The sequence below is a fragment of the Bacillus cereus group sp. BfR-BA-01347 genome (assembly GCF_022663835.1).
Taxonomy (GTDB): Bacteria; Bacillota; Bacilli; order Bacillales; family Bacillaceae_G; genus Bacillus_A; species Bacillus_A thuringiensis_K.
Genome location: NZ_JAKUGG010000049.1, coordinates 1 through 14,862 on the forward strand (window position 1 = coordinate 1; position 14,862 = coordinate 14,862).

Consider the following 14,862-nt stretch of genomic DNA (forward strand, 5'->3'; position numbering starts at 1 on the left):
CTGAGCCAGGATCAAACTCTCCAATAAAGTTAGTTTGTCTAGCATCTAAAATAAAAATTGACGTTTCACGTTGTTTGTTTCGTTTAGTTTTCAAAGTTCAACATCGCGTTTTAGCGACTTTTATAATTTAACATTTCTCGTTAAATCTGTCAACAGTTTTTTTCTTTCGCTGCTGACGACGCTTATTAATTTACCATATTAATCATTTAATAGTCAACACTTTTAAAAAAAATGCCAAAATAATTTTATCTTGGCATGATATAAAGCTTAATAATCACTAATGCTGCCACACCGGGTAGGCCTAATAAACTCGTTATTGCTGCTGTACCCATGTTAATCGGGATATGAAAATCAAAATATGTCCCTATAACATTTACGATAAAAAGCAACGCTATTCCTAAAGTAACATGAAAAATCACCTTACCTATAAAACGTAATGGCTTAGAGGCAACACCAAAAACAAGAAAAATAAATACTAAAGTAAGAATGCCAACAATAATAATTGTAGAATTCATTTTTTCCTCCTTATGAATGACCTATACATCTATTTGTATGGGACAAGACAATAAAAAAGAACAGTTATCATAAGTGGCATCCCTTTCATATAAACTAAATAAAACAATAACTCAGCATTTAACAAATAAAATAAAAAGGCCTGCTTAGAAAGCAGAACCCTTTACCATTGTTCCATTTTTACAGGACGACGCTTTGCTTCTTTCAACAAAAAGAAATATTTCGCCTCTGCTATTTTCAAAGAACAAATGACATCTTGAGACGGTTCTACACTTTGTTCGACCATTCTCTTCTGACGTAACCACTCATTCTTCACTTTTTCCAAAAGTACAATTAACTTATCGTCATACTCTTTACGCAATTTACCCTTTTTTTGAAAGAACATTTTTGTTTCTCCTCTTATACTTCTCTGCGACCTTCTAACGCTTTGGATAGTGTCACTTCATCTGCATATTCTAAATCTCCACCAACTGGCAGACCATGCGCAATACGAGTTACTTTAATGCCTGTAGGTTTTAAGAGGCGGGAGATATACATGGCTGTAGCTTCCCCTTCAATATTAGGGTTTGTTGCTAATATCACTTCTTGTACGGTTTCATCATGTAGTCGCTTTAAGAGTTGTGGGATATTAATGTCTTCCGGTCCAATTCCCTCCATAGGAGAAATCGCACCACGTAACACATGATATACACCTTGATACTCTTTCATTTTTTCCATCGCGATTACATCTTTCGGTTCTTGCACGACACAAACAACTGATTGATCTCGATGTGAATCATTACAAATATAACAAGGATCACGATCAGTAATATGTCCGCATACAGAACAGTACGCTAAATCTCGCTTCGCATTTACAAGTGCTTTCGCGAAACCTAACACGTCATCTTCTTTCATATCTAATACGAAAAACGCCAATCGAACCGCTGTTTTCGGTCCGATACCTGGCAACTTCATAAAACTATCGATTAGTTTTGATATTGGTTCTGGATAATGCATGTATCAATATCCTCCTAGAACATTCCACCCGGTAAGTTTAAGCCTTTTGTAAATTTACCCATTGTAGAGTTTGAAAGCTCATCAGCCTTTTTAAGCGCATCATTTGTTGCAGCTAACACTAAGTCTTGTAACATTTCGATATCTTCTGGATCTACAACTTCTTCTTTAATCTTCACTTCAAGAATTTGCTTGTGACCATTTGCGATAACTGTAATCATTCCGCCGCCAGCTGTACCTTCAACTGTTTTTTCACCAAGCTCTTCTTGTGCTTTCGCCATGTCCTTTTGCATCTTTTGCATTTGTTTCATCATGTTATTCATATTTCCCATTCCGCCACGCATCATAATTAATTCCTCCTAATTATTATTACTCTTTTATTTCAATGAGTTCTTGCCCTACTAATTTCACTGCCTCTTCTATAAGAGGGTCTTCCTTTTTCTCCGGACTTTCTTCAGACTCTCCACCTTCACGTTGTAAAAAGTCTTCACGGATTTTACCCCATTCACTTTTGGGAATGGCAATCATATTTAACCTTTTACTTAGCAATTCAAATAAAGCTTGTTCTACTGTATCCATAGCTTCTCGATTTTCGCTCGCCATCTTACAGTGAATCTCATATTGAAATGCTAAAACGTAAGTGTCATCTGAAGCTGCCACCGGTTCGCTATTTTCTAGTAAAACGGCAAACGCTACTTTGTTATATGATTTGAGTCTTCCTAACAACTCACCCCATACAGCTTTTAATTGTTCTAAATCTTGACGCTTCGCTTGTTTTAATACTTCATTTACACGTCCGACAGGAATTTTCATACTTCCTGTTCGTACCGGTTTTGGTGTTGCACGTGTCTCTCTTACTTCTTGTTGTACACCAGCTGGCACACCGTTCTTTTTGACTTGCTCTAACTCTTTCTCCAGTTGCTGCATCCTGTTCATAATTGCTTGCAAACGATCTGTACCATTTGCTTGCATCATAAACTGTTGACACAATTGCACCATAACAACTTCTAAGAAAATACGCGGATGATTTGTCCACTTCATTTCCTGTTGTCCCTTACTAAGGGTATGAATAATCTCATAGATCACTTCCGGTTGCATTTCTTCACTCAACTTACGGAATTGATCATCTACAATTACTCGTTCCAACATATGTTCTAGTTGCGGTGAAGTTTGATATAAAAGCATATCACGATAATAGTAAATGAAATCCTCCATAAAACGAACTGGATCCTTCCCTTTACTCATCATTTCATCTATGATTTGCAATGCTCTTGATACATCATTTTCACGTATGCACTCTACTAAATTTCCTAAGTATTGCTGAGAAACAGATCCTGTTACGGCCAATACGTCTTCTGTCGTAACAATCTCATCACTATAAGATATAGCCTGATCAATAAGACTAAGCGCGTCACGCATACCACCTTCGGCAGCACGTGCAACAATTTGTAATGCTTCATCTTCCACTTGCGTACCTTCATTTGTCACGACCGTTGATAATCTCTCAACAATATCATTCACTGATATTTTTCGGAATTCAAAGCGCTGACAACGTGAAATGATTGTAGGTGGGATCTTATGAGGTTCTGTTGTCGCCAAAATAAAGATAACATGTCCTGGCGGCTCTTCTAAGGTTTTTAAAAGCGCATTGAATGCACCCATAGAAAGCATGTGAACTTCATCAATAATGTATACTTTATATTCTACAGCACTTGGAGCATATTTTACTTTATCTCTAATATCTCGAATTTCATCTACACCGTTATTTGAAGCCGCATCAATTTCTAATACATCTGAAATGGATCCTTGTGTAATTCCTAAACAAGAAGGACATTCATTACAAGGTTCAGCTACCGGAGCATGTTCACAGTTAATTGCTTTTGCAAATACTTTTGCAATTGTTGTTTTTCCTGTTCCCCTCGGACCAGAAAATAAATAAGCATGTGAAACTTTCTCTTGAAGAAGGGCATTTTGCAACGTTTTTGTCACGTGCTTTTGACCGACTACATCTTCGAACTTTTGCGGTCTCCATGTTCGGTATAACGCTTGGTATGACACGAAAATACGGCCTCCCTCAAAGGTTATTATCTCATTTATTATAACCCATTCTGTTTATAGATTCCAAAAGTTATTTTCTATACAAAAAACTCACCTTTTTATTAAGGTGAGTTTTGTATACATATATAACTGCCGTGCACCCTCCGTCGATTACGTACCATAAGCGTTACTCAAGCAGTTAGCTCGGTTCAGGCACTCCTGCGGCACACGAGAAGACCCGCTTATTGCTGCTTCCTTCCGGACCTGACAAGGTTCACGGGGTCCCGTTGCGCAGGACCCAAACGTCAACACCACTTACTTAAGGCAGACCTTACAGCAACATAACCTCGAGAGGGGATTCGGCCTCGCTAGAGCGGATTGCGAGTATAGGGCACCGCTACCTCCCCGCTTAGCACGGCAAAGTTAAAACCAATATTCGGTTGCCTTTATTAAAGGCATTATCAGTATAACTTGTTTCTTTGTAAAATGCAAATACGTTAGTTCTCAGTATTTCCCCCTAATTTTTTTATCGCTTTTCTTTTTTTACGAAGCTCTCTAAAAAAGTTCGTTAACAACGTACCGCATTCTTCCTCTAGTACACCAGATACTACTTCACATTGATGATTGAAGCGTTCATCCGTTAAAAGATTCATCAATGTTCCTGCACATCCGCCCTTCGGATCACTTGCACCATATACAACTCGCTTCACTCGTGATAAAACAATTCCACCGGCACACATTGGACAAGGTTCTAATGTTATATACAATGTTGCATCTTCTAAACGCCATGTCCCTAATTTTTTACATGCCTCATCTATCGCTAGCAACTCGGCATGAGCTATTGATCTTTGCTCAGTTTCTCTTAAATTATGGGCAACACTAATTACCTCACCATCTAACACTATAACTGCTCCAATTGGTACTTCCTGTATTTCCTCTGCCTTTTTAGCTTCTTCTATCGCTAATTGCATAAAATAAATATCTTGATCTTGTTTCATAACATAGTCCTTTCATTACAAATAAAGTACACTTATTTCCATTTACTACACAGGGGATAACTTTTACAAATTCAATCCACCCTAAAAGAAAAAAGAGAGGGGATTACATATGAAAAATACCGCCTTGCTCATTATCGATATGATTAATGACTTTCAATTTTCCCACGGACCCATTCTAGCTAAAAAATGCGAAACTATAACAAACCCTATTTTACAATTAAAGAAAAAAATGAAATCCTTCGGCTATCCTATAATTTACGTTAATGACCATTATCAACTTTGGAGATCTGATATCGACCAACTTATTACTCATTGCACAAATGAATATAGCGAAAATATAATCCATAAAATTGCTCCAAATTCTGATGATTACATTTTTATTAAACCACATTATTCCGCTTTTTATGAAACACCTTTAAATTCATTACTAGGTTATTTAAAAATAGAAAATCTAATATTAACAGGGGTTGCTGGAAATATATGTATCCTATTTACAGCTAATGATGCTCATATGAGAAATTATACATTGTATGTACCACAGGATTGTATCGCCTCTAACAACGACCAAGATAATATACATGCCTTGAAAATAATGGAAACTACATTGAAAGCAAATATAACATCATCAACCAAAATAAAATTTAATTAATACATATATCTATTTTCTAACTTTTTATATCAAATTAACCCGCTCGCTTCCCTCTTGTGCTACAATAATTCTGTTTTGTGTTTTTAGTAGTCACGGTAAATCACTGATTGAAAGGAGGAAACAGCGTGACCGGAGTACCATTTATCACGGTTGAAGGACCAATTGGTGTTGGAAAAACTTCACTTGCGAAGGAAATTTCAACTCACATGCAACTCCACTTACTAAAAGAGATTGTTGATGAAAATCCCTTTTTAGGAAAGTTCTATGAAGACATCGACGAATGGAGTTTTCAAACAGAGATGTTCTTTCTTTGTAATAGATACAAACAATTAGAAGACATTAACATAAAGTATTTGAATCAAAGGAAACCAGTAGTAGCGGATTACCATATCTTTAAAAATTTAATTTTTGCATCCCGCACATTAAAAGACTCTCAATATGACAAATACATGCAAATTTATCGTATCCTTACACAAGATATGCCTGTGCCAAATGTCATTGTTTATTTAACAGCTAGCCTAGAAACATTGCAAAAACGAATCGCCATGCGCGGAAGAGAATTTGAAAAAAACATGGATCCAAATTACTTACTACAGCTCACAAAAGATTATGAAACAGCAATGGATGCTTTTAAAAAAGATCATCCAGAAATACCAGTATTGAAATTTAATGGAGACGATATGGATTTTGTAAAAAATCCTGATGATTTAAACGTCATCCTATCTGCCCTTCAAAATACTCTCTTAAAGGAGTCGAAATAATAATGAATTTAAGGCAAAAATATGATATACCCAATGACGCAGTAATCACTATCGCCGGAACGGTAGGTGTGGGTAAATCAACTATGACAACTGCATTAGCTAATGCTTTAGGTTATCGCACATCATTTGAAAAAGTAGATTCCAATCCATATTTGGACAAGTTCTATGCGGACTTCACTCGCTGGAGCTTCCACCTACAAGTGTACTTTTTAGCAGAACGATTTAAGGAACAAAAAAGAATTTTTGAATATGGTGGCGGTTTTGTTCAAGATCGTTCCATTTACGAAGACACTGGAATTTTCGCAAAGATGCATCATGAAAAAGGGACAATGACGGAAACTGATTATGAAACATACAAAGGTTTATTTGACGCTATGGTCATGACTCCTTACTTCCCTCATCCAGACTTATTAATTTACTTAGAAGGTTCTTTCGATGATATTGTCGATCGTATTCAAGAACGCGGGCGCCCAATGGAACAGCAAACACCAATTGAGTACTGGAAAGAAATGCATGGACGTTATGAAAACTGGATTAACAACTTTAATTCATGCCCTGTATTACGCTTAAATATTAATGAGTACGATATTTTAAAAGATGGTGATTCAATCGAACCAATCATTAAAAAAATTGGCCATTTTTTAAAACAAACACGTAAACTTGTAAAATAAAAAACCCGTGCATATGCACGGGTTTTCCTATTAAATTACTTCTTCTTTGTTGGAGCAATAATTTCACTCTCAGGTTTTCCTGCGTTAATGCGCTGACGAACAGTACTTGTACTAATATCGTATGCTTCAGCAATCTCTTTAACAGTCATTTCTTTACCGTTAATTACTGCCGTTAATACTTTACCTGTACGTTTTGGAGCTGCTTCTTTCTTTACAGCCGCTTTTTTAACTTGTTTTGGCGCCTCTACTTTACTCTTAGCTGGTTTTACATCACAAGTACAACCACAAAGTTTACGGAATGTATCATCACTAATAATGCGTGATACGTTTGCACCACTGTTTAAAATTCTATTGTTCTTACAGACAGGACATTGTACATAATATAAAGTTTTTCCATCTAAAGGAAACGTTTGTATAATAAGATCCATGTTGACTCCTTTCATATCTATGAAGATAATCATCGGAATATGAGTGTGTAATAAGGACAAGATTACCTTACACCATACTTTATGATTGGTTTTAAAATAAAAACTCGTTACGTGTTGGTAACGAGTTCTCCAATCTCCACTTATATGCGCTGTTGTCAATTATATCTGGAGGAGGTAGAGGGATTCGAACCCCCGCGCGACTCTCGCCGCCTGTCGGTTTTCAAGACCGATCCCTTCAGCCAGACTTGGGTATACCTCCATATTGACATCAAATATAATATCAAAAGAAAAACAGTTAGTCAACCCTACTAAAATAAATTATGAGGAAAGGAAAATTTTACTTTCCCCTTCCTACATTACAGTACTGACAACGCTCATAATTACCAATCACTCATACCGATGAATGTTTAAATTTACTTAATAACTGTTTTTCCTCCCATATAAGGGCGAAGAACTTCTGGAATTATAATTGTACCATCTTCTTGTTGGTAGTTCTCTAAAATAGCTGCAACCGTACGTCCAATTGCAAGACCAGATCCATTTAATGTATGAACATGTTCTGGTTTTCCATTTGGCTCACGGCGGAAACGTATATTTGCACGTCTCGCTTGGAAAGCTTCAAAATTACTACAAGAAGAAATTTCACGATATGTGCCATAGCTCGGAATCCATACTTCAATATCGTATTTCTTCGCTGCTGTAAATCCTAAATCGCCTGTGCACATGCTCATAACGCGATATGGCAACTCTAATAATTGTAACACGCGTTCTGCATCATTTGTTAATTTTTCTAACTCTTCATAAGAATCTTCTGGTTTTACGAACTTCACAAGCTCTACTTTATTGAACTGATGCTGGCGAATTAAACCACGTGTATCACGCCCAGCTGAACCTGCTTCAGAACGGAAGCAAGAGCTAAATGCAGCATATCTTATAGGCAATTGCTCTTTATTTAAAATCTCATCACGATGCATATTCGTTACAGGTACTTCAGCTGTTGGAATTAAGAAGTAATCTTCACTTTCAATACGGAATGCATCTTCTTCAAACTTTGGAAGTTGCCCTGTTCCCGTCATACTTGCACGGTTTACCATATATGGAGGTAATACTTCTTCATATCCATGCTCATCAGTATGAAGATCAAGCATAAAGCTAATTAAAGCACGCTCTAATCTTGCACCAGCACCTTTGTAAAATACGAAGCGGCTTCCTGTTACTTTCCCAGCGCGTTCAAAATCTAAAATTCCTAAATCAGTAGCAAGATCCCAATGTGGTTTTGGCTCATAAGTAAATTCTTTCACTTCTCCCCAAGTACGTGCTACTACATTATCATCCTCTGTTTCACCAACTGGAGCAGATTCATGAGGGATATTTGGAATAGATAACATTAATCTTTCTAAGTCTTCTTCAACTGTACGAAGTTCGTTATCAAGATCCTTTACTTTTTCTCCAACCTCACGCATTTCTAAAATTAGAGCTTCTGCATCTTTCTTTTCGCGCTTTAATACAGAAATTTGTTGAGATACTTCGTTACGTTTACTTTTTAATTCTTCTGTCTGAACAAGTAGTTCTCTTCTTCTCGTATCAAGTTCTTCAAAACGTCCGAAATCAGTTAAATCTTCGCCTCTATGCTGTAATTTCGCTTTTACTTCTTCAAAGTTTGTACGTAAAAATTTAATATCAAGCATTATATACTCCTCCTTTTATTTTATAAAACACAAAAAACTCCCGTCCCTATATAAAGGGACGGGAGTTAACCCGCGTTGCCACCCTAGTTGAAAGCATTACTGCTTTCCTCTCAAGTAGAAATAACGGCTCTTCACCGGGAATGCTTACTAATCCAAAAGATATTCCACATTCCATTCCAGGATGGATTCACAAACTGTTTCTATCGATTTCCACCAACCATCGACTCTCTATAAGAAACGACATTTGTTACTATTTCCTATCAACACGCTTATTTTATAAAATTGTTACCATCAATTTACTATAATCTTATACAAGTTGCAAGTTACTTATACAACTTTTTTCATTTTCGCTTCTTTTACCATTTCAACAAAGTATGCTGTCACACGATGATCATCTGTTAATTCCGGATGGAATGAAGCAGCTAAAAACTGATTTTGTCTTACCGCTACCATTCGATCACCATGCTTAGAAAGCACTTCAACATTATCAGCTACTTCTACAACATACGGCGCACGGATAAATACACCAACGAAGTCTTCACCCACGCCTTCAATTGAAAGTGCAGCTTCAAAACTATCCTTTTGGCGTCCGAACGCATTGCGCTCAACTGTAATATCCATAGCACCAATATGTGCTTCTTCATAGCCAATAAGTGTTTTCGCAAGAAGAATCATCCCTGCACATGTACCAAACATTGGTTTACCAGACTTTGCAAATGTACGAAGTGGTTCCATGAAAGCATACTTATCAATAAGACGGCGCATTGTTGTACTTTCACCGCCCGGTAAAATAAGACCATCAATCTCTTCAAGTTGCTCTATACGCTTTACAACAACAGCTTCTGCACCACTTGCTTCAACTGATTTTACATGTTCACGAACTGCACCTTGAAGACCTAGTACACCGATTTTCACCATTTTAAAGTTCTCCTTTAATTACCATCCACGCTCTTGCATGCGTTGTTCTGGTAATAACGTTGAAATTTCGACACCCTTCATTGCATTACCTAATCCTTTAGAAAGGCTTGCAATTAGTTGGTAATCTTCATAATGAGTCGTTGCTTCAACGATTGCACGTGCAAATTTCTCTGGGTTTTCTGATTTGAAAATACCAGATCCAACAAATACCCCATCAGCACCAAGTTGCATCATTAATGCTGCATCTGCTGGTGTTGCTACACCACCTGCCGCAAAGTTTACAACTGGTAAACGACCAAGGCGTTTAATTTCAAGTAGTACTTCATAAGGAGCACCAGTATTTTTTGCATATGTCATTAACTCATCTTCACGTAGACTTGCAACTTGACGGATTTCTGCATTGACTTGGCGCATATGACGCACTGCCTCTACAATGTTTCCTGTTCCTGGTTCACCTTTTGTACGAAGCATAGATGCACCTTCTGCAATACGACGTGCAGCTTCTCCGATATCACGGCAACCACATACAAACGGAACTGTGTAATCACGTTTATTTAAATGGTATACTTCATCGGCAGGAGTTAATACTTCACTCTCATCGATATAGTCTACCCCTAATGATTCTAATACACGTGCTTCTACAAGGTGACCGATACGGCATTTTGCCATAACCGGAATTGACACTGCACCCATAACTTCTTCAACGATTGTTGGGTCTGCCATACGAGAAACGCCACCTGCTGCACGAATATCTGCTGGTACACGCTCTAATGCCATAACGGCAACTGCGCCTGCCTCTTCTGCAATTTTTGCTTGTTCAGCGTTAACTACGTCCATAATAACGCCGCCTTTTTGCATTTCTGCCATTCCACGTTTTACACGTTCTGTCCCTGTTACATTTGTCATGTACAAAAACCCCCCTAGGTGAATTGCTTTCCCCCGTTAAAGGCGAAAATTAAGAATACTCTTACATTCTACCACTAACTATCAGATGCTTGTCTACTACTTTTTCATAAAGTCGGTATGAAAAATAGGAATAAAAAAAAGCTCCTATCATGAGGAGCTTTTAAAACCAACCTTTTACTGTATCAACAGCACTATTCCACATACCACTAAAGAATGAACCAATTCCGCGCATAGCACGAGTAAACCAGTTTGCTTCTTCCACTTCAGATGTTGTTACAAGATCCACTTGCAGTGACTTACCAGTTAAAAATCCAGGGTCGTTTGTATCTTTTGGCGTAATTACCATTTGACCAAGCGCCGCTCCCTTTTTAATAGGTGCTTCTTGTCCCTTACTTGATTCTTTTAATTCCGTTTTATAAACATCTTTACTTCCTTTTGGCACTGGAAGTGAAATAGCTTGTTTCGTTTGAACTGCTACATCTTTATCTTTCGCATTTTCTACTCGTACTGTTTCTTGTCCTTTTACTGAAGAACCTTTTTTATACATTTGTTTCACTTCAAAGTTAGCAAATCCATAATCATATAGCTTCTTTGTTTCATCAAAACGTGCTGTATGAGAACTTGTTTTAATAACTACAGAAATAAAACGCATTCCGTTTCTTTCAACCGTACCAGTGAAGCAATCTCCTGCTTCTGGAGTTGAGCCTGTTTTTAGGCCGTCTACGCCATCATATTCTTTAACTAAGCCCTTTAACATCCAGTTCCAGTTCGACATTGCAAACTTCTCTTTTTCTGGACGGAATTCTTTTTTAGGGATTTTTGCTGTATCTAACACTTTTGGATAATCTTTAATTAAATGTTGTGCTAAAGTTGCAACATCCTTTGCAGACATTTTATTTTCTTCATCCGCTGTTGTTCCTTCAGGATGCATTCCCTTTAAATCTTTATTCGTTAAACCTGTAGAATTGACAAATTTATAATTTTTCAACCCTAGTTCTTTCGATTTATCATTCATCATTTTTACGAAGTCTACTTCTTTACCTGCAATTGCTTCTGCTAATGCAATTGTTGCACCATTTGCAGAAAAGATTGCCATTGCCTCGTATAACTCTTTTACTGTATAAGAGCCACCATTTTCTAATGCAACATTTGATAATGAAGCATCTTGTGAAACCTTATATGCATATTCAGAAACCTTAATTTTCTGGTCCCACTTAAGTTTTCCTTTATCCACTGCTTCGTGAACTAAATATTCACTCATCATCTTTGTCATACTAGCAATGGATAATAATTCATCTGCATTCTTTTGATATAAAATTTTCCCAGAATTCGCTTCTACTAAAATTGCCGCACCTGCTTCAATGTTTAAAGCGGCTCCTGTTTCAGCTGATGCATTGCTATATGGCATAAAAATGCTACAAGCTAGTGTAAGCACTGTTACCAAAGCAATGAATCTTTTGCAAAACATACCTTTCACTTTTGCTACCCCCAATATCTATGTACTCACATAACCGTTATTCTAACATAATCAAAAAAAAATAGACAGAGATATCAAATCTCTGTCTATTTGTATATAAGACATTATAATGAGTAGTTTGGAGCCTCTTTTGTAATTTGTACGTGATGAGGATGACTTTCACGTAAGCCAGCACCTGACATACGAATGAATTGTGCATTTTCGCGTAAGAATTCTAAATCCTGTGCTCCGCAATATCCCATACCTGCACGTAAGCCACCAACTAATTGGTGAACTGTATCTGCTAAAGGTCCTTTATATGGTACTCGTCCTTCAATACCTTCTGGGACAAGTTTTTTATTGCCTTCTTGGAAGTAACGATCTTTACTTCCTTTTTCCATCGCACCGACAGAACCCATACCACGATACACTTTAAATTGACGACCTTGGTAAATTTCAGTTTCTCCAGGGCTTTCTGCAACACCTGCAAACATGCTACCTAACATAACAACATGTGCTCCTGCCGCTAAAGCTTTCACCATATCACCAGAGTACTTAATACCGCCATCAGCAATAACTGGAATGCCGTGTTTACGAGCTTCTGTTGCACAATCATAAACCGCAGTTAATTGTGGTACACCAACACCGGCTACAACGCGTGTTGTACAAATAGAACCTGGTCCAATACCAACTTTAACTACGTTTGCACCAGCTTCAATTAGTGCTTTCGTTGCTTCAGCAGTAGCAACATTTCCAGCGATAATATTTAGTGATGGATATTTAGCACGAACTTCTTTTACCTTATCAATAACACCTTTAGAATGCCCATGTGCTGTATCAAGTACAATTGCATCTACACTAGCTTTTACTAATGCATCGATGCGAAGCATAGCATCCGCTGTTACACCAACTGCTGCTCCAACTAATAAGCGTCCTTGCTTATCTTTAGCAGAGTTTGGGAATTCAATTACTTTTTCAATATCTTTTATTGTAATAAGCCCTTGTAATACACCGTTATTATCAACAAGAGGGAGTTTTTCAATTTTATACTTTTGTAGGATCTTTTCAGCTTCTTCCAGTGTAGTACCAACTGGAGCTGTAATTAATTGTTCTTTTGTCATTACGTCAGAAATTTTGATTGAGTAGTCTTGGATGAAGCGCATATCACGGTTTGTAATAATACCAACTAATTTTCGCTCATCTAAATTATTTACAACCGGTACACCTGAGATACGATATTTTCCCATAAGATGTTCTGCATCATATACTTGATGTTCTGGAGTTAAGAAGAAAGGATCTGAAATAACGCCGCTTTCAGAGCGCTTTACTTTATCAACTTGCTCTGCTTGTTGCTCAATAGACATATTCTTATGAATAATTCCTAAACCACCCTGGCGAGCCATTGCAATAGCCATGTCAGCTTCTGTTACTGTATCCATTCCTGCACTAATTAACGGGATGTTTAGCTGTAAGCTTTCAGATAAAACTGTTTTAACACTTACTTCTCTTGGTAATATATCTGACCTAGCTGGTACAAGTAATACATCATCAAAAGTCAAACCTTCTTTAACAAATTTAGATTCCCACATAATTGTTCCCCCTATGATACCAGAAATTATTATTAGTAGCTTATCAATTGGTTAAAATACTGTCAAGGACGTATATATATGTTAGAATTTTTAGACAATAAAAGGAGCGTAATATATGCATCAAACATCTTGTACTTGGCAGCAGTTAAGTTTCTTTTTTTCATCTCAAAACGTACAACGTTATCTTGCCCGTTGTTACGAAAAATCCTCTATTCAGGATGCCGAAAAAAAAAGTTTTGAAAATTGTTATCCCTTTATTTATTACTTAGAACACGGGAAAAATTATTATGAATTATATAAGACAGCTCCATTTTCCATTCAACCAATGTTGTTATTTTATGGAATTAGTCAACTTTTTAAAGCATGCCTACTAACTATTGACCCTAACTATCCTGAATCCACTACTGTTTTAGCTCATGGCGTTACAACTCGCAAACGAAAAAAACAAGGGTATCAATTTTTAGAAGATGAGGTGAAGGTACAAAAAAACGGATTATTTACTCATGTTGCAGAACAACTGTTTCACATGAAACACTTAGAAGCAGAAAAATTTAACATGTTAGAATTAATGGGAAATATTCCAGAATTACAAAATTTATTTCGTTATAGTCAAAAAGGATCAACTTTATATAAAATCGATTCAACAATTAAAAATGAGCTCTCCTTTTCAGTCAACCTACTAGATCGATTACATATGACTAAAGAGAGATTTTCTCGTTACATTGAAACATCTTGTAAGCATTTATCAATACAGCACGTACCTGAGAAGACTAATGAATCGAATTTACTTTTTACAGCGCCCATTCAATCATGGAATCCTATGTACAGTACTCCTTTATACTATGAACATCTTACTAATACTTATTATTTGCCACTTACGACTGATCCTAGAAATCCTAAGCCAATATTACCTGAACTCCTCATTCATTATTTATTGCTCTATAATTTAAGCATGATTTCTAGGTATGAAACAGATTGGTGGTATGACTTACTTGGCAGTTATGGTTCTGAAGATTATCCATTTATTTATCAATTTCTAAGTATTTCTGCTCAAAAAATCCCTTACTATATTTCAAATTTTTTATTAATGGAACCAAATCTATTTCATGGGAAATAAAAAAACACAAGTCAAATGACTTGTGTTTTTAGTTGCTTGGCGACGTCCTACTCTCACAGGGACAAGGTCCCAACTACCATCGGCGCTAGAGAGCTTAACTTCCGTGTTCGGTATGGGAACGGGTGTGACCTCTCTGCC

General features: G+C 36.9%; 16 protein-coding genes, 1 tRNA gene, 1 rRNA gene, 1 other RNA gene and 1 other annotated feature. Of the genes, 4 read left to right on the forward strand and 15 right to left on the reverse strand.

Annotated elements, in window-relative coordinates; translation table 11 throughout:
• Positions 1 to 245 precede the first annotated feature (245 nt).
• The 7 genes from MR143_RS31950 to tadA form a co-directional block, all read right to left on the reverse strand.
• A complete protein-coding gene (locus tag MR143_RS31950; RefSeq protein WP_001089271.1) occupies positions 246 to 515 on the reverse strand; it encodes a pro-sigmaK processing inhibitor BofA family protein in 270 nt (89 codons plus the stop codon).
• Positions 516 to 676: 161 nt separating this feature from the next.
• On the reverse strand, positions 677 to 898 hold the full coding sequence (locus MR143_RS31955) for a YaaL family protein (RefSeq protein WP_000466019.1): 222 nt from the start codon (positions 896 to 898) through the stop codon (positions 677 to 679).
• A gap of 14 nt (positions 899 to 912) precedes the next feature.
• Complete coding sequence (gene recR, locus MR143_RS31960) at positions 913 to 1,509, reverse strand: recombination protein RecR (RefSeq protein WP_000559169.1); 597 nt, start codon at positions 1,507 to 1,509, stop codon at positions 913 to 915.
• Between the two features lie 14 nt (positions 1,510 to 1,523).
• A complete protein-coding gene (locus MR143_RS31965) occupies positions 1,524 to 1,850 on the reverse strand; it encodes a YbaB/EbfC family nucleoid-associated protein (RefSeq protein WP_014894853.1) in 327 nt (108 codons plus the stop codon).
• 25 nt (positions 1,851 to 1,875) lie between these two features.
• Positions 1,876 to 3,564: a DNA polymerase III subunit gamma/tau gene (dnaX, locus tag MR143_RS31970; RefSeq protein WP_000121561.1), complete on the reverse strand. Its 1,689-nt coding sequence runs from the start codon at positions 3,562 to 3,564 to the stop codon at positions 1,876 to 1,878.
• Positions 3,565 to 3,696: 132 nt separating this feature from the next.
• Positions 3,697 to 3,961: signal recognition particle sRNA large type (gene ffs / locus MR143_RS31975), an RNA gene on the reverse strand.
• 79 nt (positions 3,962 to 4,040) lie between these two features.
• Positions 4,041 to 4,541, reverse strand: coding sequence for a tRNA adenosine(34) deaminase TadA (gene tadA, locus MR143_RS31980; RefSeq protein WP_000806701.1), 501 nt, complete (start codon positions 4,539 to 4,541; stop codon positions 4,041 to 4,043).
• 109 nt (positions 4,542 to 4,650) lie between these two features.
• Here tadA and MR143_RS31985 point away from each other — a divergent pair, with 109 nt between their 5' ends.
• The 3 genes from MR143_RS31985 to MR143_RS31995 all read left to right on the forward strand — a co-directional run bounded on the left by MR143_RS31985 (position 4,651) and on the right by MR143_RS31995 (position 6,622).
• Positions 4,651 to 5,190, forward strand: coding sequence for a cysteine hydrolase family protein (locus MR143_RS31985; protein ID WP_000798723.1), 540 nt, complete (start codon positions 4,651 to 4,653; stop codon positions 5,188 to 5,190).
• Between the two features lie 125 nt (positions 5,191 to 5,315).
• Positions 5,316 to 5,951 carry a deoxynucleoside kinase gene (locus MR143_RS31990; protein WP_000148218.1) on the forward strand — a complete coding sequence of 212 codons (636 nt, stop codon included), beginning with the start codon at positions 5,316 to 5,318 and terminating at the stop codon, positions 5,949 to 5,951.
• A gap of 2 nt (positions 5,952 to 5,953) precedes the next feature.
• Complete coding sequence (locus MR143_RS31995; RefSeq protein ID WP_001053585.1) at positions 5,954 to 6,622, forward strand: deoxynucleoside kinase; 669 nt, start codon at positions 5,954 to 5,956, stop codon at positions 6,620 to 6,622.
• Positions 6,623 to 6,657: 35 nt separating this feature from the next.
• Here MR143_RS31995 and MR143_RS32000 read toward each other — a convergent pair whose 3' ends face one another.
• From MR143_RS32000 to guaB, 7 genes are all read right to left on the reverse strand, one after another.
• Positions 6,658 to 7,050 carry a sigma factor-like helix-turn-helix DNA-binding protein gene (locus tag MR143_RS32000; protein WP_000364191.1) on the reverse strand — a complete coding sequence of 131 codons (393 nt, stop codon included), beginning with the start codon at positions 7,048 to 7,050 and terminating at the stop codon, positions 6,658 to 6,660.
• Between the two features lie 166 nt (positions 7,051 to 7,216).
• Positions 7,217 to 7,309: transfer RNA gene (locus tag MR143_RS32005), tRNA-Ser, on the reverse strand.
• 154 nt (positions 7,310 to 7,463) lie between these two features.
• Positions 7,464 to 8,738, reverse strand: a complete 1,275-nt coding sequence (serS, locus tag MR143_RS32010; RefSeq protein ID WP_000884187.1) for a serine--tRNA ligase — start codon at positions 8,736 to 8,738, stop codon at positions 7,464 to 7,466.
• Positions 8,739 to 8,789: 51 nt separating this feature from the next.
• Positions 8,790 to 9,011: a binding site (T-box leader), on the reverse strand.
• Between the two features lie 54 nt (positions 9,012 to 9,065).
• Positions 9,066 to 9,656, reverse strand: a complete 591-nt coding sequence (gene pdxT / locus MR143_RS32015) for a pyridoxal 5'-phosphate synthase glutaminase subunit PdxT (protein ID WP_000238787.1) — start codon at positions 9,654 to 9,656, stop codon at positions 9,066 to 9,068.
• 18 nt (positions 9,657 to 9,674) lie between these two features.
• Positions 9,675 to 10,562, reverse strand: coding sequence for a pyridoxal 5'-phosphate synthase lyase subunit PdxS (gene pdxS, locus MR143_RS32020; RefSeq protein WP_242281274.1), 888 nt, complete (start codon positions 10,560 to 10,562; stop codon positions 9,675 to 9,677).
• Positions 10,563 to 10,722: 160 nt separating this feature from the next.
• On the reverse strand, positions 10,723 to 12,030 hold the full coding sequence (dacA, locus tag MR143_RS32025) for a D-alanyl-D-alanine carboxypeptidase DacA (protein ID WP_125653127.1): 1,308 nt from the start codon (positions 12,028 to 12,030) through the stop codon (positions 10,723 to 10,725).
• A gap of 113 nt (positions 12,031 to 12,143) precedes the next feature.
• Entirely contained in the window at positions 12,144 to 13,607 is a 1,464-nt protein-coding gene (guaB, locus tag MR143_RS32030; protein WP_000264088.1) for an IMP dehydrogenase, read from the reverse strand.
• A gap of 115 nt (positions 13,608 to 13,722) precedes the next feature.
• Between guaB and MR143_RS32035 the strand changes: the two genes are divergently transcribed.
• A complete protein-coding gene (locus MR143_RS32035; protein WP_000554287.1) occupies positions 13,723 to 14,724 on the forward strand; it encodes a YaaC family protein in 1,002 nt (333 codons plus the stop codon).
• A 34-nt stretch (positions 14,725 to 14,758) separates the two neighbouring features.
• Here MR143_RS32035 and rrf read toward each other — a convergent pair.
• Positions 14,759 to 14,862, reverse strand: a 5S ribosomal RNA gene (gene rrf, locus MR143_RS32040); the annotation flags it as partial.